At 40.2% G+C, this 26,893-nt stretch carries 24 protein-coding genes and 7 tRNA genes; 28 read left to right on the top strand and 3 right to left on the bottom strand.

Annotated features, from left to right (window positions below; genetic code table 11):
- Positions 1-3 precede the first annotated feature (3 nt).
- From DWZ33_RS01690 to DWZ33_RS01550, 28 genes are all read left to right on the top strand, one after another.
- Positions 4-1,137 carry a cysteine desulfurase family protein gene (locus DWZ33_RS01690; protein WP_118453575.1) on the top strand — a complete coding sequence of 378 codons (1,134 nt, stop codon included), beginning with the start codon at positions 4-6 and terminating at the stop codon, positions 1,135-1,137.
- Positions 1,118-2,335 carry a tRNA uracil 4-sulfurtransferase ThiI gene (thiI, locus tag DWZ33_RS01685; RefSeq protein ID WP_118453574.1) on the top strand — a complete coding sequence of 406 codons (1,218 nt, stop codon included), beginning with the start codon at positions 1,118-1,120 and terminating at the stop codon, positions 2,333-2,335. Before DWZ33_RS01690 ends, thiI begins: the two co-directional genes overlap by 20 nt.
- A gap of 45 nt (positions 2,336-2,380) precedes the next feature.
- A complete protein-coding gene (locus DWZ33_RS01680; protein WP_022937621.1) occupies positions 2,381-2,647 on the top strand; it encodes a hypothetical protein in 267 nt (88 codons plus the stop codon).
- Positions 2,648-2,776: 129 nt separating this feature from the next.
- On the top strand, positions 2,777-3,718 hold the full coding sequence (locus DWZ33_RS01675; RefSeq protein ID WP_118453573.1) for an RluA family pseudouridine synthase: 942 nt from the start codon (positions 2,777-2,779) through the stop codon (positions 3,716-3,718).
- Positions 3,719-3,832: 114 nt separating this feature from the next.
- Positions 3,833-4,144 (top strand): hypothetical protein, encoded by a 312-nt coding sequence (locus DWZ33_RS01670; protein ID WP_022937623.1) that lies wholly within the window; start codon positions 3,833-3,835, stop codon positions 4,142-4,144.
- A 36-nt stretch (positions 4,145-4,180) separates the two neighbouring features.
- Positions 4,181-5,218, top strand: a complete 1,038-nt coding sequence (locus tag DWZ33_RS01665) for a V0D/AC39 family V-type ATPase subunit (protein WP_022937624.1) — start codon at positions 4,181-4,183, stop codon at positions 5,216-5,218.
- 20 nt (positions 5,219-5,238) lie between these two features.
- Positions 5,239-7,158 carry a V-type ATP synthase subunit I gene (locus tag DWZ33_RS01660; protein ID WP_118453572.1) on the top strand — a complete coding sequence of 640 codons (1,920 nt, stop codon included), beginning with the start codon at positions 5,239-5,241 and terminating at the stop codon, positions 7,156-7,158.
- Positions 7,159-7,172: 14 nt separating this feature from the next.
- The gene (locus DWZ33_RS01655; RefSeq protein ID WP_022937626.1) at positions 7,173-7,616 is read left to right on the top strand and encodes an ATP synthase subunit C; all 444 of its coding nucleotides are present in this window, start codon (positions 7,173-7,175) and stop codon (positions 7,614-7,616) included.
- A gap of 17 nt (positions 7,617-7,633) precedes the next feature.
- Positions 7,634-7,942 (top strand): V-type ATP synthase subunit F, encoded by a 309-nt coding sequence (locus DWZ33_RS01650; RefSeq protein WP_029473294.1) that lies wholly within the window; start codon positions 7,634-7,636, stop codon positions 7,940-7,942.
- Positions 7,943-7,952: 10 nt separating this feature from the next.
- On the top strand, positions 7,953-8,549 hold the full coding sequence (locus DWZ33_RS01645; protein WP_118453571.1) for a V-type ATP synthase subunit E family protein: 597 nt from the start codon (positions 7,953-7,955) through the stop codon (positions 8,547-8,549).
- A gap of 31 nt (positions 8,550-8,580) precedes the next feature.
- The gene (locus DWZ33_RS01640; protein WP_118453570.1) at positions 8,581-10,332 is read left to right on the top strand and encodes a V-type ATP synthase subunit A; all 1,752 of its coding nucleotides are present in this window, start codon (positions 8,581-8,583) and stop codon (positions 10,330-10,332) included.
- Positions 10,333-10,349: 17 nt separating this feature from the next.
- The gene (locus tag DWZ33_RS01635; protein ID WP_022937630.1) at positions 10,350-11,792 is read left to right on the top strand and encodes a V-type ATP synthase subunit B; all 1,443 of its coding nucleotides are present in this window, start codon (positions 10,350-10,352) and stop codon (positions 11,790-11,792) included.
- Positions 11,793-11,796: 4 nt separating this feature from the next.
- Complete coding sequence (locus tag DWZ33_RS01630) at positions 11,797-12,429, top strand: V-type ATP synthase subunit D (RefSeq protein ID WP_022937631.1); 633 nt, start codon at positions 11,797-11,799, stop codon at positions 12,427-12,429.
- A gap of 279 nt (positions 12,430-12,708) precedes the next feature.
- Positions 12,709-12,785 (top strand) — tRNA-Arg (locus DWZ33_RS01625).
- Positions 12,786-12,805: 20 nt separating this feature from the next.
- Positions 12,806-12,882: transfer RNA gene (locus DWZ33_RS01620), tRNA-Pro, on the top strand.
- A 7-nt stretch (positions 12,883-12,889) separates the two neighbouring features.
- Positions 12,890-12,966: transfer RNA gene (locus tag DWZ33_RS01615), tRNA-Met, on the top strand.
- 24 nt (positions 12,967-12,990) lie between these two features.
- A tRNA-Ile gene (locus tag DWZ33_RS01610) sits at positions 12,991-13,067 on the top strand.
- A 20-nt stretch (positions 13,068-13,087) separates the two neighbouring features.
- Positions 13,088-13,178: transfer RNA gene (locus DWZ33_RS01605), tRNA-Ser, on the top strand.
- A gap of 42 nt (positions 13,179-13,220) precedes the next feature.
- Positions 13,221-13,297: transfer RNA gene (locus DWZ33_RS01600), tRNA-Met, on the top strand.
- Between the two features lie 3 nt (positions 13,298-13,300).
- Positions 13,301-13,376 (top strand) — tRNA-Phe (locus DWZ33_RS01595).
- Between the two features lie 394 nt (positions 13,377-13,770).
- Positions 13,771-15,084, top strand: coding sequence for an EAL domain-containing protein (locus DWZ33_RS01590; protein WP_118453569.1), 1,314 nt, complete (start codon positions 13,771-13,773; stop codon positions 15,082-15,084).
- A gap of 120 nt (positions 15,085-15,204) precedes the next feature.
- Positions 15,205-15,933 (top strand): HAD-IB family hydrolase, encoded by a 729-nt coding sequence (locus DWZ33_RS01585; RefSeq protein ID WP_118453568.1) that lies wholly within the window; start codon positions 15,205-15,207, stop codon positions 15,931-15,933.
- A 118-nt stretch (positions 15,934-16,051) separates the two neighbouring features.
- Positions 16,052-17,137, top strand: coding sequence for a ComEC/Rec2 family competence protein (locus tag DWZ33_RS01580; RefSeq protein WP_118453567.1), 1,086 nt, complete (start codon positions 16,052-16,054; stop codon positions 17,135-17,137).
- 15 nt (positions 17,138-17,152) lie between these two features.
- Positions 17,153-18,472: a replication-associated recombination protein A gene (locus tag DWZ33_RS01575; RefSeq protein WP_118453566.1), complete on the top strand. Its 1,320-nt coding sequence runs from the start codon at positions 17,153-17,155 to the stop codon at positions 18,470-18,472.
- A gap of 8 nt (positions 18,473-18,480) precedes the next feature.
- Positions 18,481-19,185, top strand: coding sequence for an MBL fold metallo-hydrolase (locus DWZ33_RS01570; protein WP_118453565.1), 705 nt, complete (start codon positions 18,481-18,483; stop codon positions 19,183-19,185).
- Positions 19,169-19,540: a VOC family protein gene (locus tag DWZ33_RS01565; protein WP_118453564.1), complete on the top strand. Its 372-nt coding sequence runs from the start codon at positions 19,169-19,171 to the stop codon at positions 19,538-19,540. Before DWZ33_RS01570 ends, DWZ33_RS01565 begins: the two co-directional genes overlap by 17 nt.
- An 80-nt stretch (positions 19,541-19,620) precedes the next feature.
- A complete protein-coding gene (gene guaA / locus DWZ33_RS01560; RefSeq protein ID WP_060692110.1) occupies positions 19,621-21,153 on the top strand; it encodes a glutamine-hydrolyzing GMP synthase in 1,533 nt (510 codons plus the stop codon).
- A 567-nt stretch (positions 21,154-21,720) separates the two neighbouring features.
- Positions 21,721-23,325 (top strand): DNA cytosine methyltransferase, encoded by a 1,605-nt coding sequence (locus DWZ33_RS01550; RefSeq protein ID WP_118453563.1) that lies wholly within the window; start codon positions 21,721-21,723, stop codon positions 23,323-23,325.
- A gap of 42 nt (positions 23,326-23,367) precedes the next feature.
- Here the strand turns inward: DWZ33_RS01550 and DWZ33_RS01545 are convergent, their stop codons facing one another.
- The 3 genes from DWZ33_RS01545 to DWZ33_RS01535 are packed head-to-tail and all read right to left on the bottom strand — an operon-like array spanning position 23,368 to position 26,892.
- The gene (locus DWZ33_RS01545) at positions 23,368-24,120 is read right to left on the bottom strand and encodes a DUF6339 family protein (protein WP_118453562.1); all 753 of its coding nucleotides are present in this window, start codon (positions 24,118-24,120) and stop codon (positions 23,368-23,370) included.
- Positions 24,120-25,001: a hypothetical protein gene (locus tag DWZ33_RS01540; protein WP_118453561.1), complete on the bottom strand. Its 882-nt coding sequence runs from the start codon at positions 24,999-25,001 to the stop codon at positions 24,120-24,122. The genes DWZ33_RS01545 and DWZ33_RS01540 overlap by 1 nt, the downstream gene beginning before the upstream one ends.
- Entirely contained in the window at positions 24,985-26,892 is a 1,908-nt protein-coding gene (locus DWZ33_RS01535) for a hypothetical protein (RefSeq protein ID WP_118453560.1), read from the bottom strand. Before DWZ33_RS01535 ends, DWZ33_RS01540 begins: the two co-directional genes overlap by 17 nt.
- Between the last annotated feature and the right edge of the window lies 1 nt (position 26,893).

Below are 26,893 nucleotides of genomic sequence, written 5' to 3'. Positions count from 1 at the left end.
GCTATGATTTATTTAGACTACGCATCAACAACGCCTGTTAATCAGGAAGTATTAAAAGCTTATACCTATGTTTTAGAGAAATACTACGCCAATACAGATTCACTGCATGACGCAGGCTTAAAAGTTGCGGAATTAATGGAACAGAGCAGGGAGCAGACAGCTTCCTGCTTAAAAGTGAAAGCGAATGAACTGATGTTTACCTCGGGTGCCAGTGAAGCGAACAACACGGCAATCAAAGGCAGTGCGTTTGCGCTGCAGCACCGCGGCAAGCATTTGATTACCAGCTGTGTGGAACATTCAAGTGTCGATCAGACAATGAAACAGCTTCAGGAATTGTTTGGCTTTGAAGTGACTTATCTGCCGGTGAACAGCAGCGGTGTTGTAGAAGCAGAGACTTTGCGTCAAGCCCTTCGTAAGGATACGATTCTCGTATCAATCATGGCTTTAAATAATGAAGTGGGATCAATCAATGATATTGCTGAGCTGGCAAAAGTGACCCATGAATCTTCACGGGCAGTATTTCATAGTGACTGCACACAAATATTAGGCAAGCAGCCGTTAACTTTTTTGCCGGATATTGAGTTAGCCTCATTTTCGGCTCATAAAATCTATGGCTTAAAGGGCAGCGGCCTGCTTTATCACAAGCAGAATGTGCGTTTAGTGCCATTGATCTGCGGTGGTCAGCAGGAAGCCGGCCTGCGCGGCGGGACAAGCAATGCGCCCTGCAATATTGCATGGGCTAAAACGATGCGGATCGCGTTTGAGAAAATGGATGAACACAGCCGGCACGTGTCAGAACTGAATCAGCGCCTGCGTCTGGGATTGGCCGAAATTGACGGTGTTGAAATTAATTCACCACAGGATGCGACACCCTACATCTTAAATTTTTCAGTCAAGGGTATGACCAGCGAGGTCATGCTGAACGCATTGAATCATTATGGTATCTGTGTCTCATCAAGAAGTACCTGCTCCTCAAAAACCAAAGCGCCTTCCAAGGTGCTGATGGCTATGGGAATCAGTGAGGAAAGAGCAACTCATTCACTGCGGATTTCGCTTTCTCATTTGAGTAAGAAATCAGAGGTTGATGAATTGCTGAACGTATTAAAGGAGATATTTAATGACTATCGAATCAAATAATAAAATGGTTTATGATCACATTTTAGTTCGCTATGGCGAATTATCAACAAAAGGTAAAAATAAAAAGGATTTTATCCGCCGTTTGCATCAGAATATGAAAAACGCCCTGCGTAATTATCCGGCTTTGGAATTTGAACGTACACATGATCGGATGTATATCCTGCTGAATGGTGTTGATCCTGATGAAATAGCGCCGATTATCAGCCGTATTTTTGGAATCAGTTCATTTTCTTATGCGCTCAAGGTGAACAGTGAGATTGAAGATATTATCGCAGCGGCTTATCATTCCGCATGCCAAAGCGGCGCTAAGACTTTTAAAGTGGAAGCCCGCCGTCATTACAAGCTGTTTGGCATGATTTCTGATGAAATTAATCGTGCGGTTGCTACTGAGATTTTAAAGAATACGGAAATGAAAGTTGATGTTCATCATCCAGAGCTGAGAATTATGATTGAAGTGCGTCAGTTTGAAACTTATATCATGACTAATAAATTATTGGGAGCCGGGGGTTATCCGGTAGGTGTCGGCGGCAAATCGATGGTTATGCTGTCCGGCGGTATCGATTCACCTGTCGCTGCTTATTTAATGATGAAACGCGGTATCACAGTAGAATGCATCCATTACGCATCACCGCCGTATACATCACCGCGTGCCCAGCAGAAGGTCGTGGATTTAGCTAAAATCTTAGCCGCTTATCAAGGCCATATCCGAATTCATGTGATTCCCTTTACTGAATTACAGCTGGCTATTTATAAGCATGCGGATGAAAGCTATTGCATTACCTTAATGCGCCGTATGATGTATCGCATCGCAGAGCGTCTCGCTCAGCGTCAGAACTGTTTGGCGATTGTTAATGGCGAGAGCATCGGTCAGGTGGCTTCACAGACATTAGAGAGTATGAATGTAATCAATGAAACAGTGACCATGCCGGTAATCAGACCGGTAGTGACGATGGATAAACTGGAAATTATTGCTTTATCAGAAAAAATCGGCACTTATGAAACATCAATTCAGCCGTTTGAAGACTGCTGTACGATCTTTACGCCAAAAAATCCGGTAACGCATCCAGTAAGCCGTAAAGCGGCTGCTTTTGAACAAAAATTTGATTATGATGCATTGATTGAGGATTGCCTGAATAAGATTGAAATCATTGATGTTTATCCAAATCAAAAAAATAACACAGAAGAAGATTTATTTTAGTATAAAGTTTTAGGGTGGAGATAAACTATTCTTGAGGTGATAAAAATGGACCACAAGAGAGAATATCAAAACCAAAATCTGAATCAGAATTTGAATCAAAATCAAAACCAGAGACAAAATCAGAATCAGAATCAAAGACAAAATAACTCAGTTCAAAACAACTTGTATCAGTTTGAAATGGGTTATGAATTAGGCGCTGATATTGAAGAAGCTAAAAACATGCACAAACAGGAATACTGCAAGGATGAGCTTCAAAACAATATGAGAAAGCTTAATGAAAAACAACAAAACAACCAAAATAACAATCGATAGTTTATTTTGAAGAAAATACCGCCGGCAATACAGTCAGCGGTATTTTTATTTGCTTGTAAGTCATTGGTAATCCCGCTTTCATTTTAGGAATAGAATGGTTATAATTAAAAGATAGGAAAGAGGTGAAGCATGAGAGAATTTGTAGTTAATAAGAATGATGCTGATCAGCGTGTAGATAAATATCTGAGTAAGAGTCTCAAGCGTTTGCCTAAGAGTTTGATGTATAAATATATTCGCAATAAAAAGATAAAAGTGAATCGTCAGCGCTGTGAAATATCTCAGCGGTTAAATGTCGGGGATACTATTCAGATGTATATCAGTGAAGAGTTTTTTGATGAACAGCTGGATACTTCATTTATGCAGGCATCAAAGCTGCAGAATGTGGTTTATGAAGATGATCATTTATTAATTGTCAATAAGCCTGCCAACTTGCTTGTGCACAGTGATGAGGCAGATCAGACGGATACTTTAATCAACCGCATCCTGAAATATTTAGTTGAGCATAAGGCTTATGATCCGGTTTCTGAAAAAAGCTTCATGCCGGCTCTATGCCATCGCATTGACCGTAATACAGAAGGTCTTGTGATTGCGGCGAAAAGTGCTGAGGCATTGCGGATGATGAATGAAAAAATCAGAGAACGTGAAATTGAAAAGCATTATTTATGTATTGTCGAAGGTGAACTTTACGGCAGTGGTACGTTAGTTCATTATTATCGTAAGGATGAGCAGCAAAATAAGGCATATCTCGCGCAAAAACCATCGGCTGGAATGAGTGAGGTCAGACTGAGCTATCGCTCATTAGCGGTAAAGCATGGCTATTCTTTGTTAGATATTGATTTGCTGACCGGTAAGAGTCATCAGATCCGAGCTCAGCTTTCTTTTATTGGTCATCCCTTGGTCAATGATGTGAAATATCATGGTAAAGCGATGAAAAAGCTTGAAGGACAGGCGCTGTGTGCTTATAAGCTTTGTTTTTCCTTTAAAAGCGATGCCGGCTGTTTGAATTATTTGAAAAATAAGGAAATACAAATTGTAGAACCAGCGCTGTTAAAGTTGTTTGAACAATTGTAAACGGCTTCATTTTAGAGTGATTTATAATTGAGCAAGATTGTTGATTGTTTTAGCGAATAAAAAGGTTTATACTACATTTGGCCTGAATTTTAAGACCAGTAAGGAGGGAATTATTTGGATAAATTTATAGAAGCTATCGTAAAAGCAGATCATGCCGCAAGTGAGCGTGTTGATGCTGCCAGAAAACAGCGGCTGCAGCTTAGAAGCCAAACGGAAGCCAATCGTGATGAGGTATATAAGCAGCTGATGGATGAAGAAAAGCAAGCCATTGCAAAGCATCAGCAATTGGTTGCGAAAAGGCTTCAGGATCAGCAGGAAGAGAATCAGAAACGCTATGAAGCATCCTTAATTTCACTTCAGAAAATTTACGATGAAAACCGGGAACAATGGGTAAAATCAATTGTTGAAGCCTGTCTTCATGTGTAAAAATCTGCTTATTATAAACAGAATCGAGGTGAAATTATGACATCATTATCCGCCAATGCCATTACTACCAAAGCTAAGGCAATGTATGGCCGGCGGCTTAGAAGCGAGGATTATCACGCGCTTGTGCATAAGAAAAGTGTGGCTGAAATCGCTGCTTATTTAAAGAATGAAACAGATTATGCCAGCACCTTTGCCAATGTGAAGGAAAGTGAGATTCATCGCGGTGATTTGGAAGCGCTGCTTAAAAAGGATATGTTTGAGCGCGGCTGCAAGTTAGCTCATTATGCTGACGGCAAAGATAAAGAGCTTTATGAAATCGGTATCTTTAAGAGTGAAATTGATTTGATTTTAGGAAAACTGCGGCTCTTCAATTCATCGCTGTATTCCGAGTTTGAATCACAGATTCCATTCTATCTGAATCGCTATACTTCCTTTGATTTGCATAAGCTTAAGGAGGCACAGACGTATTCAGCTCTGTGTGAAATACTGGCACGTACCGATTATGCTAAGATTTTATTGAAGTATCAGCCCAAAGGCAATGAATTAATTGATTATCCTCAAGTTGAAACCGCGCTGACGAAGTATTATTATGACCGTGTACTGCTGACGATTAAACGACATTTAAGGGGAAAAACGCAGAGTGATTGTCTGACGATCTTTCTGACCGGCATTGAGCTGCAGAATATTTCCAAGATTTATCGTCTGAAAAAGTATTATCATGCGGATGCTGAAACGATTCGGCCGACTTTGATGCTTGATTATCTCAGAATTTCTAAAAGCAAAATGGAGGAATTGATTGAGGCAGCGGATGCGGAAAGCTTTTTAAGAATATTGGCTGATTCACCTTATCGTGTATTTGCTGATAATCATGATTATGTATTTATTGAATACTATGCAGATCGGATTAAATATCATTTGGCTGAACGGCATATGCGTTTTTCTACAAGTCCGGCGATTGTATTTCTGACTTATACGATCCTGCATGAAATTGAAATGAGTAATCTTGTTAATATTATTGAAGGGGTGCGTTACGGTGTCTCTGCCGATCATATTGAAAAGACTTGTATTTATTAGAAATTGAAAGGAGGAATAATGTGGCAATAACTAAAATGAGGCTGATGAATATTATAACGGATAAACAGCATCTTGAAGAAATGCTGCTGCGTTTCAGTACGCTGGATAATTTTCATCCTGAGCTTGCCAATAAAATAGTTGATCGGGTCAGTGGATTAGCGGTCTTGAATGATGCCAATCCGTATGCCGATCTATTGTCAAAGGTTTCAGAGCTATGCGCTGAAATGGATTTGACTTTAGTTAAAAAGCCAATCGATTCTTATTTCATCAATCTTGATGAAACAAATAAAATGATTAATGAAATCAAAGCGAAGTTTGATCAGATTCATGAAATAAAGAAAGAATTGCAAACCGTAATCGAAGAAAATAAAATGGCGGTCATTCAAGTAAAGAATGTATCAGCCATGAATATTAATTTTGATGATTTGTTCTCTTGCCGCTATCTGAAAATCAGAGTTGGCAGAATGCCTAAACAAAGTGTAGATAAGCTTCAGTATTATAATAACCGCCCTTATATATTTAAGGAATTTAATAAGGATGAGCATTTCTGCTGGTGTATGTATATTACAACCATGAGATATGAGGGTGAAGTCGATAACATTTTCTCCAGTCTGCACTTTGAACGTGTGCGGATTCCTGATTTTGTTCATGGTACGCCAGAGGGTGCAATTAAAGAATTGGAAGAGGATATGAAGCAGGATCAGGAGCATCTTGATCATGTGATTGAAACTGAGAAGAAATTTGTAGAAGAGAGCGCTGAACGGCTGTCTGAGCTTTATACTAAGCTGCAGTGTCTGAATCAAACCTATGAGGTACAGAAATATGTGGTACTGCTGGGTGAGCGCGCTTCAATTTCCGGCTTTGTGCCTGAGGAAGATGTAGAGCGGGTGAAGCAGCAATTTGCGGATATTGCGAATGTTGAGGTTGAAGTAAGACCGGCGCATAGTGATTCACGGTTAACGCCGCCGACTAAATTAAAAAATAATTGGTTTGTCCGTCCTTTTGAAATGTTTGTAGAAATGTACGGCATGCCTTGCTATGAGGATTTTGATCCGACACCTTTTGTGGCGCTGACCTATTGTCTGCTGTTTGGTATTATGTTTGCCGATGTCGGCCAGGGTCTGGTGCTTTCATTAGTCGGCTATATTGCTTATAAGAAGATGAATATGCGGCTTGGTGAGGTCGGGATGCGGATCGGATTGTTCTCAGCTTTCTTTGGCTTGATTTTTGGATCAGTCTTTGGCAATGAGGAACTGTTGAATCCGATGTTTCATGCGCTGGGCTTTGCGGAAAAACCGTTTGAAGTCATGGCACCTAGCTTTGTTATGCCGCTTTTGATCAGTGCGATTGCGATTGGCGCGGTTTTGATTTTAGTATCTATGCTGATCAATGTGACACAGAGTCTAAAAAACAAGCAGTTGGGTAAGGCGCTGTTTTCACAAAACGGCATCGCTGGATTTGTATTGTATGGCTCATTATTAGTGGGTATTGCATTACAGATGGGTGCCGGCATTCAGGTGCTGACGCTGCCTTATATTTTGATACTGATTGGTATTCCAGCTGTCTTGATTTTTATGCAGGAGCCGCTGGAAAGGCTGTTAGAACATGAAAAACTATTCCCGAATGGTTTTGGCGGTTTCTTTATGGAAGCCTTCTTTGAGATGTTTGAAATCTGTCTGACCTTTTTGGCAAATACAATGTCATATTTGCGTGTCGGCGGTTTCGTATTATCCCATGCCGGTATGATGCTGGTTGTCAGCACTTTGATGAGCATGGTTGGTAATGCCAGTCCGCTTGTCTTCGTCTTAGGAAATATTTTCGTAATGGTACTTGAAGGTATGATTGTGGGTATTCAGGTACTGCGTCTTGAATTCTATGAAATGTTCTCACGTTACTTTGATGGTAACGGCATCGCTTTTAAAGCGCTGAATAACAATTAAATTAGGAGGAACTTATGAACTTACTAGAACTTTTATTACCAGCTTTAATTATTGTTTTAATTTCACTGCCTTTGGTCAATGTATTTAAGGGAAAGACTTCTTTGAAACAAGCCAGAACACGTTTGGCTGCTCATACAAGTATGTTCTTTGCGGTATTATGCGCATTTGTTTTATTTGAAATCAACGGCTTTCACGTATTTGCGGAAGGTGATGTAAATGCTGTGAATTCAATTGTTGGCACAGCGGCTCAGGGCATGGGCTTCTTAGCGGCAGCATTAGCTACCGGGATGTCTGCTTTAGGGGCTGGTGTGGCCGTTGCAGCAGCTGCTCCGGCAGCAATCGGTGCTTTCTCTGAGAATGAGAAGAACTTTGGTAAATCAATGATTTTCGTAGCCCTTGGTGAAGGTGTTGCGATTTATGGTGTATTAATTTCAATCCTGATTATCAATAAGCTGTAAGATGGGATGTGAGGACGATGAAATTTTTCTTGATCAGTGACAATATTGATACCCAGATGGGATTGCGGCTGGCAGGAATTGAAGGCGTTGTAGTACATGAACGGCATGAAATGCTGGAAACCTTGGAAAAGGTAATGCATGATGATGAGGTTGCAATCGTGCTGCTGACGACCAAACTGATTGAACTGTGTCCTGATGTAATATCTGAAATCAAATTGAAACAAAAGAAACCGCTGATTGTTGAAATTCCTGACCGTCATGGCGACAGCAAAATCGGTGAAACGATTGACCGCTATGTCAGTGAAGCAATCGGTGTAAAACTATAGAGGTGAAGCGATGAAAAATATAGAAGAAGTCGTTCGCTACATTGAAGATGAAATTTCAAAGACTGCCGATGCGGAATGCAGCAGTATTTTAGCCGAGGTAAATGAAGCTAAGGCAAAGGCGGAAGAAGAGCTTTATAAGGAAGCTAAGAAGGATACGCAGCTGCAGCTTGCCAGTCAGCTGGCGGAAATCGAGGCTGAAGCGGCCATTGAAATATCAAAAAGCAATAGTGAGACTACAAAGAAATTAATTGCGAAACGGGAAGCTTATACAGAAATGGTGTTTGCGGAAGTAATCCGTACGTTAAATGAATTTACGGCAAGTAAGGATTATGAGGCATTTCTGATTAAAAAAGCTCAGAAGATGGCAGCTGTCTGCTCGCTTGACGGCTCAGCATTCCTGATTCGCAAGCAGGATGAAAAATATGCGGCGGCAATCAGCAGCGCTTATGGTCATCAGTGTGAGGTTAAAATTAATGCGTCGATTGCGATGGGCGGCTTTATTTTTGAGAATGCCCTCAGTCATGCAGTTTATGATGAAACGCTGGATGCCGCGTTTAAGGATCAGCATGAATGGTTTGCTAATCATTCAGGTCTAATTATCCAATAAGAAAGCAGGCAAACCTGCAAGAGGTGATAAAGTGAGTGAAAATGTAATTTATTCAATCAACGGGCCTGTTATAACTGTTAAGGATGCAACTGATTTTTCAATGCTGGAAATGGTTTATGTCGGCAATGCCCGATTAATTGGTGAAGTTATTTCAATCAATAAGGGTAAAACGACAATTCAGGTTTATGAATCAACGACCGGTCTGCGGCCGGGTGAGCCTGTATTCAGCACAGGAAATCCAATCAGTTTAACACTTGGACCTGGTATTTTAAGAAATATTTTTGACGGCATTGAACGGCCGTTAAAAGAAATAGAGAAAGAATCCGGCGCGTTTATCGCGACCGGCAGTGCGGTGGCGCCGCTTGATGAGGAGCAATTATGGGATGTGACATTATGCGTCAAGCCTAATGATGAAGTTGCGGGCGGTACAATTTATGCCACTGTTCCTGAAACGAAACTGATTGAGCACAAATGTATGGTGCCTCCTTATCAGCAGGGAAAGGTGACTTGGGTTGCACCTAATGGTCAATATAAGATTAATGATGTGGTTATGAAATTTGCGGATGCTGAGGGCAACGAGCATGAATGTACGCTTTGCCAGAAATGGCCGATTAAAAATGCCCGTCCAGTTAAGCATCGTCTGCCGATTTCGATTCCATTGATTACCGGCCAGCGGGTTGTTGATACACTGTTCCCAATTGCGAAGGGTGGTACGGCAGCTGTGCCGGGCGGCTTTGGTACAGGGAAGACAATGATGCAGCATCAGCTTGCTAAATGGTGTGATGCGGATATTATCGTTTATGTCGGCTGCGGTGAGCGCGGTAATGAGATGACTCAGGTTCTTGAAGAATTTCAGGAGCTGATCGACCCGAAGAGCAACTGCCCGCTGACTGACCGTACCGTTTTAATTGCGAATACGTCTAACATGCCGGTAGCTGCCCGTGAGGCTAGTATTTATACAGGAATTACGCTGGCTGAATACTATCGTGATATGGGCTATCATGTAGCAATCATGGCTGACTCAACGTCACGCTGGGCTGAAGCTTTGCGTGAAATCAGCGGCCGTTTGGAAGAAATGCCGGCTGAAGAAGGCTTCCCAGCTTATCTGCCGTCAAGGATTTCTCAATTCTATGAACGTGCCGGCTATATGGAAACATTAAACGGACAGGAAGGTTCGGTTTCAATTATCGGTGCCGTTTCGCCGCAAGGTTCAGATTTCTCAGAACCGGTAACACAGAATACAAAACGCTTTGTACGCTGCTTCTGGGCATTGGATAAGGCGTTGGCTTATGCCCGCCATTATGCGGCAGTAAACTGGACATTGAGTTATAGTGAATATATTCCGGATTTAGAAAAATGGTACAGCAAACACGTTGATCCGCGTTTTATGCGTGACCGTCAGGAAATCGCAGCAATTCTTGCGGAAGAAACTAAATTGATGGAAATTGTTAAATTGATTGGTTCTGATGTATTGCCTGATGATCAGAAATTAACGATTGAAATTGCTAAACTGATTCGTGTAGGTTATTTGCAGCAGAATGCTTTCCATCCGGAGGATACGTATGTACCGCTTGAAAAGCAGCTGAAGATGATGGATGTTATTCTGCATTTAAATCGCCGCTGCAAAGAAGCTATCGCTAAAAATATACCGGTGAGCACAATTATGCAGCTGGGTTTATTTGATAAGGTTGTCAAGATGAAATACGATGTGCCTAATAATAATCTTGCACTTCTTGATACTTATAAGGATATGATCGATAAAGCGATGCTGACGATCCAATAGAAGGGAGGAATTCGTTAATGAGCCTTCAATATGTAGGTTTAAGTGAAATAAATGGCCCGCTTGTCGTGCTTGATAATGTTGAAAATGCCAGCTTTGATGAGATGGTAGAAATCGCATTAAAAGATGGCCGCACAAGAATGGGCAGAATTGTAGAAATTGAAGGAAAGCGATGTGTGATTCAGGTTTTTGAAGGAACTAATACACTTTCTTTAACAAATACCAAAACCAGATTGCTGGGTCATCCGATGGAGATGCCGCTTTCTAAGGAAATTTTAGGCCGTACATTTAATGGTGCTGGGGTACCTATCGACGGACTTGGCAGTGTATTTGCGGAAAAACGGGCCGATATCAATGGCCAGCCGCTGAATCCGGTATCCCGTGTTTATCCGCGTAACTATATTAATACAGGAATCTCATCCATCGATTGTCTGATGACGCTGATCCGCGGTCAGAAGCTGCCGATTTTCTCTGGCAGCGGTTTGCCGCATAATCAGTTGGCAGTGCAGATCGTCAAGCAGGCCAAGGTTGCCGATGATGAAGGAAAAGGCTTTGGTGTTGTCTTTGCTGCTATGGGTGTTACCAATGATGTCGCTGATTATTTTAAACGTTCTTTTGAAGAAGCAGGAGTTATGGAAAGAGTTGTGATGTTTATCAATCTTTCTAATGACCCGATTATTGAACGTATTTTAACACCGCGCTGTGCCTTAACAGCCGCTGAGTATCTTGCTTATGAGCATGATATGCATATTTTGGTCATCAATACTGATATCACATCTTATTGTGAAGCATTGCGTGAATTCTCTTCCAGTAAAGGAGAGATTCCAGGCCGTAAAGGCTATCCGGGCTATCTGTACTCAGATCTGGCATCACTTTATGAAAGAGCAGGTATTATTAAGGGCGCTAAAGGATCGGTGACGCAGATTCCAATTCTGACCATGCCAAATGATGATATTACGCATCCGGTACCCGATTTAACTGGGTATATTACAGAGGGACAGATTTCGTTGGATCGTAATTTAACAGCGATGGGGATTTATCCGCCGGTAGGCGTACTGCCTTCTTTATCACGACTGATGAAGGACGGCATCGGTGAAGGGTATACAAGAGCCGATCATTCAGCGGTAAGCAATCAGCTTTTTGCCTGCTATGCCAAGGTACAGGATGCCCGCTCACTTGCCTCAGTTATCGGTGAGGATGAGCTTTCTGACGCGGATAAGCAATATATGCAGTTTGGCAAGCTTTTTGAACAGCATTTTATCAATCAGGGATTTGATGAGAATCGCTCAATCGATGAAACGTTGGATCTTGGCTGGTCACTGCTATCCGTTTTGCCTAAAAATGAGTTGGATCGTGTAGATGATGCAGTCCTTGATCAATTCTATGATCATGAAGCAGCAGTTAAACGGTTTGATCTAAAAGAAGAAACGATCATTAAAGAATTAGCAAACCAGGGAGCGTAAGCCTATGGCTAATCAGGTAGCTCCGACAAAAGGTAATTTGATTGCCACTAAGAAATCACTGTCATTAGCATCTTTAGGTTATGATCTGATGGACCGTAAGCGTAATATCTTGATTCGTGAAATGATGGAGCAGGTTGAAAATGTGAAAATGCTTCGTGATGAAATAACCAAGACATATGCTGTCGCTTATTATGCTCTGCAGGAGGCCAATATGTCATTGGGTCTGATTACTGATATCGTCGATGCGATACCGGTAGATAATGGGCTTCAAGTCAGTTACCGCAGTGTTATGGGTGTGGAACTGCCGAAGATTCATTATGAAAAGCAGCCGATGGAATTGACGTATGGACTGGAGCGAGCAAATTCTAAGCTGGATTATGCCTACCGCTGCTTTGCGAAGGTTAAGGAAATGACAATTGTACTGGCAGAGGTTGAAAACAGCGTTTATCGGCTTGCTAATACGATACGCAAGACGCAAAAGCGGGCTAACGCTTTGAAGAATATTGTGATTCCTGATTTTAAGCTGACGGTAAAGAATATCAGTGACGCGCTTGAAGAAAAAGAGCGTGAAGAATTCTCGCGTCAGAAGGTAATCAAAACAACTAAGGATAAAATAAAAGAGGAAGCTGCCGAGTAAAATCGGCGGTTTTCTTTTGCGTTTTTTATGATTTGGGAATAAAAGTGTTTGCTTCAGGGCATACTTGATACGGAAAGTTACAGACAGAAAAGCTGTTTTAGTGAATATGTGTTTCAGCCTTTTAAGCATCAAGTGTGAGAATCAGCCTATTTAAAGGCTTCTGCGGCAATCGGGAAATTATTGATTAAAAAAATTAAAAAAAGTTAAAAAAATACTTGCATTATCTAAAGGTATTTGGTATTATAAATGGGCACTGATGAGACAGTGCGAAACACCGATGCGCCATTAGCTCAACTGGATAGAGCGTTTGACTACGGATCAAAAGGTTGTGGGTTCGATTCCTGCATGGCGCGCCATTTAATTTAATGTTTGTCGACGGGATGTAGCACAGCTTGGTAGTGCACTTGATTTGGGATCAAGGGGTCGCAGGTTCGAATCCTGTCATCCCGACCATTAATTTGGCTGGGTAGCTTAGTTGGCTAGAGCATCCGGTTCATACCCGGAAGGTCGTGGGTTCGAGTCCCACCCCAGCCACCAACTTATAGATCTAATTAAGGATGCGGACCCTTAGCTCAGTTGGTTAGAGCATCCGGCTCATAACCGGCGGGTCGTAGGTTCGAGTCCTACAGGGTCCACCAGCTTATTTTAAATTGAATATGGAGGAATACCCAAGTGGCTGAAGGGTCCGGTCTTGAAAACCGGTAGGTCGTGCGAGCGGCGCCTGGGTTCGAATCCCAGTTCCTCCGCCATTAAAAAAAGGTTAACAATTTCCTTAAAATTGTAATATATATCGCGGGATAGAGCAGTCTGGTAGCTCGTCGGGCTCATAACCCGGAGGTCGTTGGTTCAAATCCTTCTCCCGCAACCAAATGGTTCCGTAGCTCAGTCGGTAGAGCAAAGGACTGAAAATCCTTGTGTCGTTGGTTCGATTCCGACCGGAACCACCATTTGAAAACAATCCCTAGAAGTGAGGATAAGCCTTATTTCTAGGGTTTTTTTTGATTTTTGATATATCACTTAAATGTTCTAGATAAGGTCATGCCTATTTTATGACTATAAAAAGATGTTGATTTACCTTTTTATTGAGTTAAAATTAAGAATAGAAAGATTTTTGAGTTAGGAAAATTTTATTTTAGGTTTTATTTGAATTAAACGAAAGCCTGTGATTGAATAGCAGTTATATAGATTTCAATAATTAAGTTGAATAGAAAGTTTGATTGCAGGAGTAAGGGCCAATAAGGGCTAGTTCAGCGTACTTACTGATGATCATAAAGCTTAAAAGTTTGATTGCTTTATGAATTTTTGGTATAATTATCTAAATGCTGATGTGAGGTATTTTCAATGGTAAAGCAAACAACAAATAACGATCAAATTGATGAAATAACAGGCCGACCTAGTGCAGTGTGGCTAAGGCATATATATAAAGAAACAGTTTCGAAGGATTGTCAGCATTATGTATTTGCTACTGCAAATATTAAAGATTTTCGTTACTTCAATCTCAAATATGGTTTTGAACAGGGTAATCAAATCCTTAAAATAGTGCTTGACTGTCTTTATCATCATCTTGATGATAAAAGCTATGCGGCAAGAGTCTATGCTGATGAATTTCATCTTTTAATCTATTGTGAAGACTGTGATGCTTTTGTAGATAAGTTTTTAGTGCCATTTGTTGATGAGCTTTTTGATGTGGAAGAGCCAATGCTTTATCATAATATTTATATGTCTTTTGGTCTTTATAAGCTGGAGCATCCTAATGAGGACTATGCTCATATCTCGAATAAGGCTGAAATAGCCCGCTTGGAATGCCGTGAGCTTAAGCATCGTTCATTTAGCTTTGATGATTTAAATAAACAGAAGTATGATGAATACATGATGCGTCATGCCTTAAATGGCAAGCTGACAGAAGCGCGGCTAAATAAAGAATTTGTTCCTTATATCCAGCCTAAAATTGATCTGTCCAGCGAACAGATAGTTGGCGGCGAGATTTTAATGCGCTGGATCAATGAACAGGGTGAATTAATCCCTTTAACGAATTTCTTTTTTTCATTAAATGAAAAAGGTGATATTTATTTGATTGATCTGTATTTGTTTGATCAGGTTTGTCATTGGATGAATCAGCGCTTGAAAGCAAAGCTGCCTTTGGTGCCGGTAAGTTTTAATATAACCAATACTTCTTTCTTTGATATTAATTTTCTTGATGATTATTTAAATATTCTGCATCAATATGAGATTCCCAAGGAATATATTGAATTTGAATTTTTAGAGGATATTCAATATGGCTTGAATGAGCAGGTCATTGAAACCATTGAGAAGCTGAAAGCGATTGGTTTTACATGTTCTCTGGATGATTTTGGCAGCGGTTATTCTTCTTATAATGTATTATTAAAAACACAGGTTGATATTATCAAGCTGGATCGAATGTTTTTCCAGAAGCAGTTAACTGAGAAGTATGCGAAGATGCTGAATTACACCATCCTTGCATTAAAGGAAATGGATCTTAAAATTCTTGCAGAAGGTGTTGAAACTAAGGAATATGTTGACTTTCTTAAGTCTGCAGGCTGTGATTATGTGCAGGGATTCTATTATTATAAACCGATGCCGCTTGATGAATTCCAACAGCTGATTGATAAACAGGCAGAGGTTCAAACAGCTTAAAGGTTAGAATAAGGCAGAAGCTATTGAGGGTTATAACTCAAGCGGCTGCCTTTTTTGATTGCCAGAGTGTTTTTTGTAATAAGAAAAAGGTATAATATAAAAAAGTATAGGAGGTTTACAATGAAAAGGACAGCGGCATTTTTTGATATTGACGGAACGATTTATCGGGAAGGTCTAATTACTGAATTATTTAAGAAATTTGTGACTCATGAGCTTGTTGATCAGACACGCTGGCATGATGATGTCCGGCCGGTTTTTATGAAATGGGATCGCCGACAAGGGGAATATGATGATTATTTGATGAAAATGACAGATATATTTAAGGAAACCATTGTGGGTCTGTCTGAGGAACATGTTAAATTTATTGCCGCTAAGGTCATTGAACAGAAAGGAGATCGGGTATATACATTTACCCGTGATGAAATTTTGATGCATCGCAGACTAGGGCATTTGGTGATTGCGATATCGGGGTCACCTTATGAATTGGTTAGTGAAATGGCGGCTAAGTATGCGTTTGATGATTTTCGCGGTACAGTATATAAAACAGATGAAAAGGGTTGTTATACAGGTGAAATCATACCGATGTGGGATTCCCGCAGCAAGCAGAAAGCCATTCAGCAATTATGCAGTGAATATGATCTTGATTTGAATGAATGTTATGCTTATGGAGATACGACAGGTGATTTCACGATGTTTCAGCATGTGGGACATCCCTATGCGATAAATCCTACCAGAGAGCTGCTGAATCGGATTATGAACGATTCTGAGGTAAAGGCTAAAATTCAGGTAATTGTGGAGCGTAAGGATGTTGTTTATGAAATGGATATTCATAATATGAAACTGCGCTGATTTAGATGCTGGTGCTGAGGTAATCTAACATTATGCTTGTAAGAAATTGGAACCAATCAGCGTAAGACTGTAAATTAGCTCAATCATCGTTTATAATAAAAGTGTCAGGAGAGAAGATATGAAGTATATTGGAAAAGTGTTGATGATGCTAATGCTTATTCTTGGTGTCAGCGGCTGTCAGTCTTCTAGGGCTTATGAGGCGAAGCAGCCGCCAATGTCAGATCAGCTTGCGGAAGCGGTGAATGAAGATGCAGAAAATACAGAGGGTGAATTGGAAATTTACTTTTTGGATACGGGTAATTCTGACTGTATTTTCATTAATGCAGAGCAAAAGGTGCTGATTGATGCCGGAGATAATGATGATGAATCGATGATCGTTGATTTTTTGAAAGCATTGAAGATTGAGAAAATAGATTATTTGGTGAATACACATCCTGATGCGGATCATGCCGGCGGTTTGGATGCGGTTATTGAGAATTTTGCGATTGGTACGGTTTTTATTTCAAATGGTTCCGCAGAATCTAAAACATATCGTGATTTTGTCAATGCGGCGGTGGACAGGGGATTATCACCTTCGGTTCCGTTAGCTGATAAGCTGTTTTATCTGCAGCCAGAGATGTTTATGCGTTTCTATAATACAGAAGCTAAGGGAAGCGGCAATGAGGTATCGTTAATTGTTGAATTAGTTTATAAGCAGCAGCGTTTCTTGTTTATGGGTGATGCTGAAAAGGCACAGGAGCTGGCTGTCTTAGATCAGCTTGATGATGTGGATCTTGTTAAAATCGGACATCATGGTTCAAGAACCTCCACCAGTCAAGAATTGTTAGAACGGATAAAACCGGAAATAGCGGTCATTCTGTGCGGTAAGAACAACTCCTATGGTCATCCGCATCAAGAGGTGCTGGATCGGCTGACGGCTTATGGCATTGAGGTGTATCGAACAGATCTGCAGGGTACGCTTCATGTGCATAGTGATGGCGTAAATCTCAGCATTGAGGCAATGGCAGAAAGTGATAAGCTGTCTAATGATAAGGATACATCAGCTGCAGAAGAAGCAGAATATTATATTGGGAATCTTAATTCTAAGAAATTTCATTTAGCAGAGTGTAATTCATTACCTGCTGAAAAGAATCAAATTATATTTGATAGCTATGAGGATGCGGTTAATCAAGGTTATACACCTTGTAAAGTATGTAATCCATAAGGAAGAGGTGAAAAAATGGTTCAGGAATCATTATTTGATGATCGTGAAATGAGTGATCCGCTGGCAAGCCGGCTGCGGCCGAAGACCTTGGATGAATATGTGGGACAAAAGCATCTTTTGGGTGAGGGAAAGGTGCTTGCTCAGTTAATTAAGAACGATCAGGTATCTTCGATGATTTTCTGGGGTCCGCCGGGTGTCGGCAAGACTACGCTGGCAAGAATTATCGCCGGTAAAACGAAAAGCCGTTTCATTGATTTCAGTGCTGTTACCAGCGGTATAAAAGAGATTAAGGAAGTAATGAATAAGGCTGAAAGCGCACGATTAATGGGTGAACGGACGATTTTGTTCATTGATGAGATTCATCGTTTCAATAAGGCTCAGCAGGATGCTTTTCTGCCGTTTGTGGAAAAGGGAAGCATTATATTGATTGGTGCGACAACTGAAAATCCTTCATTTGAGATTAATTCCGCGTTATTGTCCCGATGCAAGGTTTTTGTGCTTCAGGCCTTATCAGCAGATGATCTGTCTGAATTAATTGGTCATGCTATCAGTTCACCAAAGGGATTTGGTAATTTTAAAATCAATATCAGTGATGAAATGATATATATGATTGCTAATTTTGCTAATGGTGATGCTCGTGTGGCATTAAATACATTAGAAATGGTTGTGCTGAATGGTGAACGTCAAGGTATTGAGATTACGATTACCAAGGAGACTTTGGAACAATGCATCAGTAAAAAATCATTGCTTTATGATAAAAAAGGGGAGGAGCATTATAACCTTATCTCAGCGCTTCATAAATCAATGCGTAACAGTGATGTTGATGCGTCCATCTATTGGCTTGCGAGAATGCTCGAAGCGGGCGAGGACCCGCTTTATGTGGCCCGCAGGGTCGTGCGTTTTGCCAGTGAGGATATCGGCATGGCTGACAGCCGGGCATTGGAAATTGCGGTTGCTGCTTATCAGGCTTGTCATTTTCTGGGAATGCCGGAATGTAATGTGCATTTAACGCATGCGGTTACGTATATGGCATTGGCTCCAAAATCAAATGCTTTATATGTCGCCTATGGGAAAGCTGCTGATGATGCTTCAAAGATGCTGGCTGAACCGGTACCGCTGCAGATACGCAATGCACCAACCAAGCTGATGAAGGATTTAAACTATGGGGCAGGCTATCAATATGCTCATGATACCGAAGATAAACTCACCAATATGCGCTGTCTGCCTGATTCTTTGCTGAATCATTCTTATTATCATCCAACGAATCAAGGATCAGAGGCACGTGTACAGGAACGGATGAAGCAAATTAATGAATGGCGTAAAAAACACCAATAGGAGTTCTTATGAAAGTAACATATATTGATCACAGTGGTTTTATGATTGAATTAGTGCATACGATTTTGGTTTTTGATTATTATCGCGGAGAGATACCAGCTTTTGATCAGTCAAAGAAGGTATATGTTTTTGCTTCTCACACTCATCAGGATCATTTTAATCGTGAGATTCTTGATTGGCAGGGAGATATTCAATGGATATTATCAAAAGATATCCGAATTAAACCAACTGATAAAATTCATCAGGTAAAAGCTAATAGCAGTTATATAATTGATGAGCTGAAATGTGAAACGCTGCATTCTACTGATCAGGGAGTTGCATTTATGATTGATGTAGAAGGTGTGTCTATTTACCATGCCGGTGATTTAAATTGGTGGCATTGGGAAGGGGAAAACAGCGATGGTGAAAATAAAGCTGCGAAGAATGCATTTTTAAAGGAAATGGATAAGCTGAAGGACAGAACCTTTGATTTGGCCTTTGTTCCGCTTGATCCCCGTCAGGAAAAGCAATTCAGCTGGGGGATGCTTGCCTTTTTAAAGAGTGCGGATGCTAAATTGGTTTTTCCAATGCACATGTGGGAAGACTATGCAGTGATTGAACGGTTTTTAGCGTTGGATGAGGCTGCGGAATATAAGGATAAAATCGTTAAGATTGAACACATGAATCAATTATTTACAATTAAGGAAGGAGAAAATCATGAATTATACATTTAATCATTTTAATTTTAATGTCTGTGATTTACAGAAAAGCTTGGCGTTTTATAAGGAAGCATTAGGCTTAGAGGTTGTGCGCAAGAAAGAAGCGGCTGACGGCAGCTTTATATTGGCTTATCTGGGTGATGGGAAGAGTGATTTTACTCTTGAGTTGACTTGGCTGAAAGATCATCCGCAGAAGTATGATCTTGGTGAAGAAGAGTTTCACTTGGCTTTGACGGTGAATGATTATGAAGCATCTTTTAAGAAGCATCAGGCGATGGGCTGCGTGTGCTTTAATAATGAAGCAATGGGAATTTATTTTATAAATGATCCGGATGGCTATTGGATTGAAATCGTTCCATTGAAACGCTGATAAGTTGATAGAAAAAATAGTGCAAAAGAGTGATAAAAATGATATTATAGTTAGGAAATTGTAAAGAAAAGGAGAAGTTTATGGCAGATAAAATTATCGTTCTTGACTTTGGCAGTCAGTATAACCAGCTGATTGCACGTCGTGTTCGTGAAATGGGCGTATATAGTGAATTGAAATCACGTCATACAAGTGCTGCGGAAATTGCTGCCGATCCTGAAATAAAAGGTATTATTTTTTCAGGCGGGCCAAATTCGGTATATGATGAGAATGCTTTTAAGGTAGACCCTGAAATTTTTAAGATTGGGAAGCCAATTTTAGGGATTTGTTATGGGATGCAGCTGATGGCGCATGATTTGGGCGGCAAGGTTGAATCCTGTGAGCATGCGGAGTATGGCAAAGCGGATATTGAAATTAAGGCTGGCAATGCGTTGCTGAAGGGTATGGAAAATACGCAGCAGGTTTGGATGTCACATGGTGATCAGGTTACTGCGGTTCCTGAGGGCTTTGAGGTTAATGCTTCTACACAAACTTGTCCAATTGTAATGATGAGTAATCCTGAGAAGCGTTTTTATGCGATTCAATTCCATCCGGAAGTTCGTCATACAGTTAACGGCACTGCGATGCTGAAGAATTTTGTGTTTGGTGTATGTGAGGCTAAGAATAACTGGAGCATGAAGGAATTCGTCGATGTGGAGATTGCGAAGATCAAGGAAACAGTCGGTGATGATGAGGTATTATGCGCATTATCCGGCGGTGTTGACTCTGCGGTTGTGGCGGCTTTGCTGCATAAGGCAATTGGTGATAAGCTGACTTGTATGTTTGTTGATCATGGTTTGCTGCGCTTGAATGAGGCAGAATCTGTAGTAGATACATTTAAGGGACGTTTTGGCATGAATCTTTATAAGATTGATGCGAGAAACGAGTTCATGAGTTTGCTGAAGGGTGTGAGTGATCCTGAACAGAAACGTAAGATTATCGGTAATGAATTTATTCGTGTGTTTGAACGCGAGTCTGCAAAGTTTACTCAGATTAAGTGGCTGGCACAGGGAACATTGTATACAGATGTGATTGAGTCCGGAACGGATACCGCGCAGACGATCAAGAGTCATCATAATGTTGGCGGCCTGCCTGAAAATATGCAGTTTAAATTGATTGAACCACTGAATACTTTGTTTAAGGATGAAGTGAGAGAGTTAGGTACGCTGCTGGGGCTGCCTGATGAAATTGTGCACCGTCAGCCATTCCCAGGACCAGGTCTTGCGATTCGTGTATTGGGTGAAGTGACTGAAGAGAAGCTGGATCTGGTACGCCGCAGTGATGCGATTTTGCGTGAAGAGATTGCGCTGGCTGGCTTGGATAAGGAAATTTGGCAGTATTTTACAGCATTGCCGGATATGAAGTCAGTAGGTGTTATGGGTGATCAGCGTACATATGAATATACAGTCGGTATTCGTGCGGTTACGTCAATTGATGGTATGACTGCAGACTGGGCGCGGATTCCTTATGATGTTCTGGATAAGATTTCAAGACGGATCATCAATGAGGTGAAGGGCATTAATCGAGTGGTGCTGGATTGCACATCAAAACCGCCTGCGACGATTGAATGGGAATAATTATTTAAGAGTATTTGAGTCCCGAAAAACCTTGTAAATAAAGGATATTTCGGGATTATTGCTATTTGCTGACTACAAATTGATACATTAGACTGACTCTAAGTAGCCAAGTAATCAACTTGCTACTGCATCCAGCTATTGGCTACTTTCATCTGCTTGGTTGAGGAACAGATGAATATAAATTTCCATAGTGCTGAATACATTTACGTGATCAAAGCGTTCAGCAACCAGAAGCAATGCGCAATCATATCAATCAACAGATTTGCGTAATATGAATAACTTTTTCAAAAAACAATGCAAAGTAGAAAATCGCATACGACAAATTCTTTTTAGAATCTCATAGAATAATTAAGTTCATCAAATTGAGATAAAGGTGATTCGACATAAATGCCTGATGAGCTTAGTAGGGTTTGCTGAAGCATTAGGCGTTTCATTTGCTGCTGTTAATAGATGAGAATCTGGTAAAAGCAGGCCTAATTTCATAACCATGAAGTTATTCAAAAGCTTTTGTGAAGTTCGAGGGATCAACTTTGATGTGAGCAAACAGTTGATGGAGGAAGAATAAATATGATATATAGTGTAATAGATTTGTTTGCTGGAGCTGGTGGTTTGAGCCTAGGATTTAAGCAAACCGGTCAAGTTAAAATCATTGCCGCTGCTGAAAACAATCTAAATGCAAGAAAAACCTATAAGAGAAATTTTAAGCTGGTACGACTTTACTCTGATGTAAGAACAATAGATTACGCAGAATTACAAGATACCGTTGGGTCAGTTGATATTGTAATTGGCGGTCCACCATGTCAAGGCTTTTCAAACGCAAATCGTCAGCATACAACTGTGATTAGTATGAATAACAGACTTGTCAAGGAGTATGTTCGAGCCATCTGTGAATTGAATCCCAAAGCCTTTGTTATGGAAAACGTTGCAATGCTTCGTTCGCAAGTGCATAGATTTTTTCTTGAAGAGGAAGACCTTGAAAATGAACGAATTATGGCTCTTCCTTTGTCTGAGGACAGAATAGAGATTTTGCCTGAATGCGTAAATTTTGAAAACTCAATCACTTTTTTAGAAACAGCACACTCAGAAATGGGGTTCGCATGGGCAGATGGTTTCTATAAGATAATTAATATTCTTTATCGTTACCGAATTAATCATGCCAAGTTTGACGTAACGCTTAAAAAATATCAAAAAAAACTGATTGTACAGCTTAGCGAGATTCTACGTTTAACCACTGAGGTTGAAGAATTAAATGTATTGCAGTATAATGATAAAAGAATGGCTAAAATGCTGTTGCAATATATTGAACAGAAAAACAATTTTGACGATGCTGTGTCAGCGATTAGCGATTCTATTATGATGCAGCGAGCAATCATGAAAATTAAAGAATTAACTGATAATAACATACATGTTTTCGAGTTCAAAGAAGAAAAAGGTAGTTTAGTCGCAGTAGTAAAGTCCTATCCAGTTCTGGATTACATAAGGGCAATTTTGGAGAATGAACCTTATAACTACACTTTGAGCGAGAACACGCTTAATGCAATCAATTATGGAGCACCGCAAAGAAGAGAACGTTTTATTATTGTTGGACTTAAAAAGGAAAAGAATATAAAGTATACTGCTCCTAAAATCAAATTTGATGAGGGCCACTATAGAACTGTACGCGATGCAATTGCAGATATTCAAGATGTAATCCCTGTAACTGAGGTTACGGGTGATTATATTGAGCTTGAAGCTCACCCTAATGCAGCAGGATTGGAGAAAGAACTGAGAGGTCAGGCACTTTATAATCATATTACTACAGCAACTAGAGAAACAGCAATGAAAAGATTTAAAGCACTGAAAGCCGGCGAAAACTTTCATAACCTTGATCCAAAACTGAAAACAACGTACAGTAATGCTGATCGCACTCAGAATACTATCTATATGCGTTTAAAGTACGATGAACCATCTGGAACAGTTGTGAATGTACGAAAATCTATGTGGATACATCCTGAGCTAGATCGTGCTATTTCTATTCGTGAAGCAGCAAGATTGCAGACTTTCCCTGATAGCTTTATATTCGAAGGGACAAAGGATTCGCAATACCAGCAAGTTGGAAATGCTGTACCCCCGTATTTGGCAAGGGCTATTGCCGACAGCGTAATTAGCATCTTGAACAATGCAGCAGAATAAAGGAATGGGTCACTTCAAAATCATCGAAGTGACCCATTTATCTTATTCGATTACTTTTTCAGGAATCTTGCAAATCTCATTTGCTTTAATAAGAACTTTTTCATAAATTCGCTGCTCAGGCAGACAATCCAGAATATAAATACCACCGAGCAAATTGAGGTACTTAGCTAATTCACCAACTATGTTTGTGTCGATAGGTAATCCCTGAGCCTTTGCTTCTATGATTGCATCCAGGAAAGGACGAATGATTGTGGTGTTATTTGATGTATTACGCTCTAAGATATGCATGATATAGTCGGAACTTTCACACACAAATTTTGTCAGTTCCCAAGGGTCAGAACGTTTCTCATCATATGTAAGGCGTCCAATCCACCACAGTCTGGATAAAGCGTTTCTCGTTAAGGACCGTCTGGCTCCAAAGCCAAAGAAAAAGTGCTGCTGTACATTAGCGACCGTACACTTTTTATTGATCTCCCATCTGTACTTTACATAATCCCAGAACGGACCAAGACATAATCCTGCCCATAAACGTTCATCAGATGCTTGGGAGTCGGAAAGGAAGCAAAGATTTTCGTAAATACGTTTGACATTTTCTGCTTCTGTGAGAAAAGGCCTATCCGCAGTCATATCCAGACTGAAATCGGGAATTTCAGCGAATTTGGTATCTGAGAATAATGCGTTTCCAAACTCTTCCTGAAGCCATTCAGAGGAATCCTGCTTAAAATTATCAACCCAGCTTATAAGATTGGACTTGATAATGTCTATGTTATCGTAGCTTACAAACTGTAACTTCATTATTCGTCACCTCCCGCAGCACCAAAGCTACTTGTCAAAAATGTAAATGCATCCGTTACCGGATTGTTTATTAGTTTTTGGGCAAGAACTAAGCAGTTTTGATTATTGAATTTTTCACTTTCAATATCACAGTCAAATTGTGTCAACAGAGTTTTTGATAAAACTTTGTACCATAATGTGTCAGAGTTTTCACTGCGCTCCTGAATAGGCAAAGCTCTCAGTTCCTCTAAAATATATACGAGAGCAGGAACAACAGTGAGAGAGTTAAGGATAGGTTGTGCCAAAGGCGTAGTACTCAAGGCTTTATAGCTATAAAAATCACTAAGAGGGAGCTTGATAATGATTTTACGTTGAGACATATCAACTAGCATTTGTTTACAACTTTCGTCAGGATTTTTGCTGATGTTAAAAATAGATGGTGTGTTTGCAAGATCATCAATATCTTTAGAAACATTCACAGTTAACATTTTACCTACAGCCATTACACAGCCAGCTTCAATGTCAAAGGCAATACCTTGATAATCGTCATGGAAATCTGGGCTGGTAAAGTCTATCAAATCATTAACTGCCACAATGAACGGACAAATTTGCAATTTACCATTCACAGATTTGTTCAGCAAGGTATAAACTTCACTTACCTTATCTGTTTGGACTACTGTACGGAAGCCAGTCTGTGCACACTCCAAGTGGTAAACAAATTTTGCAACGCCCTGCTTAATGCAGTCTTGAAGACTTTGACAGGTGAGGTTTGCGAGGAAATCTATTCGCAGATCATAACCATCGCGAACTATATTGATGGCTACATCAAAGGAGCTAGTCTTATAATCGTTTGAATAAGAAGAAAGCACAGGATAAGGATATAATTTATACTTGATTTCCATATGCCTTCACCTCCAAAGAACAATAATCGTGATAATCAAGCTGAATGTTGAGCCTGAGAGCCTTTTTCTCAGTAAATACCAGATTTGTAATTCTATTTTTGTTAAACTTCAAATCAGGACACTCAGAACAAGAGGCTGCAAGTATAGATGCTTCATAGTTTTGAGATTCAGCAGACATATATACCTCTAAGATAACATCCATAGCTGATGAACAAGGGGTAAATACAATCGTATACTCACCAGTGGCTTTGTTACGAACCATATTACGAATACTGGTTGCAGAAATAGCGGATAGTTTCTTGTGATGTTCAACAGGAACATTTTCCCCCCCGTCACTGAGGTTACGACCACCGCCATAGCCATCGTGATTGCCCTGACCTTGGCTACCATTACCACCTTCGCCGGGAAAATCTGTGATAATGATGTCGCCTTCTTCATCCTCTACAAGTGTTTTACCAGGTTCCCTAGTTGGTGTAGCAGAAGGCTTAGGAGCAATTTCGTTAACATGGATTTTTATGTCTTTAATGCTGTCTTGCAATGCTTCAGTACGTTCCTGATTAGGAGACTTATCAAAGTCATTTGCAGAGAGATATTCACCTACAGTCGGATTAAGTGCTTCTTCACTTTCATCGTTTTTCATTTCATCCAAAGAGGTTTTAATAAAACGAAGCACTATTTTTAAGAGACGATTGGCTTTGCTCTTGTTTTCAGCACGTTCAACTTCCCATTCGAGATGTTGCGGATTTTCAAGACTGCGAAGATATGAGTTAATAGCATCACCCTCAATAAAAAGAGTGCCCGCAAATGGAATCAAAGCATTTATGTTGCCCTTGTCTTTAATTTTCATGCCAGTTTGACGAATCATTGCAACACGTCTGCTAAAAGAGGGCATAATCATTAATTTCAAAGTGAGCTTACCAGTGGTTTCAGGATCATCCGTAAGTTCTTTCGTAAATGTTTTTGATAACTTTTCGTCTGTGAGTGTCTGATAGTATTCGTCAGCATGTTCATTAAAATATTCCTTATGAGAAATCATTAGATTAGGTAATGTTTCCTTGCTAATAATGGTTCCATCAATATTTACTACCAAAGTACCGTTGAAAATAGCATAGAGGAAACCATCTATAACAGAAGCTATCATCTGTTGTTGCCATTCCTTATCACCAGTAAAAGCAGTAATATAAATATCTGTGCCAGAGTTGTTCGAATTACGAGAATATGCAGGATCCAATGAATACTGTTTATACATAGGGCTATTCTTGTCATTACCGTAGTAACCTGTCCCCTGGGTGATTTCATTCTTCTTGTTCTTGAACGAAGTCAGTCTGGAAACGCCCTGAGATGCACAAAGGCCTTCTTTGTCACTGGTACTATAGAAAACAGTTCTGAGAGCAGAACACGCATATGGTGCAAATTTTCCAATACCAAAGGAGCCGCCATGACTGCCAAACTTATCAGAAGCGCCTGCAGATTTTGTTAAATTACACCAGGCTGAATTATATTCTTCATGGGAGCCAACAAGGCCGGAAGTATTGAAGTCGCTGATTCTTAAGCAAGTGATAGAAGGTTTACGGATTACCTCTAATGCTTGCTTAAAGAAGTTCTTCGCTTTAGAAGATTGCTGTTGCGACCAAAAATCCAAAGCTCGCTTAAAAGCATCTTCTAAATTACTCAAGTCAGGAATTTTATGGGGATCTATTTCAAAAGTTTTGAATTCAATGCGAGTAGGCTCCCCGTTTTCAAGTGCAGCATCTAGAGAATTTTGACAGATCTCTCGTGCTAAAGACTTAATAGGGGTGCCTTTAAAGGTTTCAACACCAGAATCAGCAATGCCCAAAATCTGACCATAATTATTAGATGGAAAATTCCACTTTTGTATAAGATTGAACATG

This window comes from Dielma fastidiosa, from assembly GCF_003475485.1.
GTDB lineage: Bacteria > Bacillota_I > Bacilli_A > Erysipelotrichales > Erysipelotrichaceae > Dielma > Dielma fastidiosa.
This window is presented reverse-complemented; position numbering and strand designations above follow the sequence as displayed.

What these genes read in the sequence shown, in the direction of transcription:
- DWZ33_RS01635 (WP_022937630.1), top strand. Translation starts at nt 10,350, where the DNA reads ATGAGCCTTCAATATGTAGGTTTAAGTGAAATAAATGGCCCGCTTGTC.
- DWZ33_RS01630 (WP_022937631.1), top strand. Translation starts at nt 11,797, where the DNA reads ATGGCTAATCAGGTAGCTCCGACAAAAGGTAATTTGATTGCCACTAAG.
- DWZ33_RS01565 (WP_118453564.1), top strand. Translation starts at nt 19,169, where the DNA reads ATGAATTATACATTTAATCATTTTAATTTTAATGTCTGTGATTTACAG.
- DWZ33_RS01545 (WP_118453562.1), bottom strand. Translation starts at nt 24,120, where the DNA reads ATGAAGTTACAGTTTGTAAGCTACGATAACATAGACATTATCAAGTCC.
- DWZ33_RS01655 (WP_022937626.1), top strand. Translation starts at nt 7,173, where the DNA reads ATGAACTTACTAGAACTTTTATTACCAGCTTTAATTATTGTTTTAATT.
- DWZ33_RS01585 (WP_118453568.1), top strand. Translation starts at nt 15,205, where the DNA reads ATGAAAAGGACAGCGGCATTTTTTGATATTGACGGAACGATTTATCGG.
- DWZ33_RS01690 (WP_118453575.1), top strand. Translation starts at nt 4, where the DNA reads ATGATTTATTTAGACTACGCATCAACAACGCCTGTTAATCAGGAAGTA.
- DWZ33_RS01575 (WP_118453566.1), top strand. Translation starts at nt 17,153, where the DNA reads ATGGTTCAGGAATCATTATTTGATGATCGTGAAATGAGTGATCCGCTG.
- DWZ33_RS01535 (WP_118453560.1), bottom strand. Translation starts at nt 26,892, where the DNA reads ATGTTCAATCTTATACAAAAGTGGAATTTTCCATCTAATAATTATGGT.
- DWZ33_RS01570 (WP_118453565.1), top strand. Translation starts at nt 18,481, where the DNA reads ATGAAAGTAACATATATTGATCACAGTGGTTTTATGATTGAATTAGTG.
- DWZ33_RS01675 (WP_118453573.1), top strand. Translation starts at nt 2,777, where the DNA reads ATGAGAGAATTTGTAGTTAATAAGAATGATGCTGATCAGCGTGTAGAT.
- DWZ33_RS01550 (WP_118453563.1), top strand. Translation starts at nt 21,721, where the DNA reads ATGATATATAGTGTAATAGATTTGTTTGCTGGAGCTGGTGGTTTGAGC.
- DWZ33_RS01540 (WP_118453561.1), bottom strand. Translation starts at nt 25,001, where the DNA reads ATGGAAATCAAGTATAAATTATATCCTTATCCTGTGCTTTCTTCTTAT.
- DWZ33_RS01680 (WP_022937621.1), top strand. Translation starts at nt 2,381, where the DNA reads ATGGACCACAAGAGAGAATATCAAAACCAAAATCTGAATCAGAATTTG.
- DWZ33_RS01645 (WP_118453571.1), top strand. Translation starts at nt 7,953, where the DNA reads ATGAAAAATATAGAAGAAGTCGTTCGCTACATTGAAGATGAAATTTCA.
- DWZ33_RS01590 (WP_118453569.1), top strand. Translation starts at nt 13,771, where the DNA reads ATGGTAAAGCAAACAACAAATAACGATCAAATTGATGAAATAACAGGC.
- guaA (WP_060692110.1), top strand. Translation starts at nt 19,621, where the DNA reads ATGGCAGATAAAATTATCGTTCTTGACTTTGGCAGTCAGTATAACCAG.
- DWZ33_RS01580 (WP_118453567.1), top strand. Translation starts at nt 16,052, where the DNA reads ATGAAGTATATTGGAAAAGTGTTGATGATGCTAATGCTTATTCTTGGT.
- DWZ33_RS01650 (WP_029473294.1), top strand. Translation starts at nt 7,634, where the DNA reads ATGAAATTTTTCTTGATCAGTGACAATATTGATACCCAGATGGGATTG.
- thiI (WP_118453574.1), top strand. Translation starts at nt 1,118, where the DNA reads ATGACTATCGAATCAAATAATAAAATGGTTTATGATCACATTTTAGTT.
- DWZ33_RS01665 (WP_022937624.1), top strand. Translation starts at nt 4,181, where the DNA reads ATGACATCATTATCCGCCAATGCCATTACTACCAAAGCTAAGGCAATG.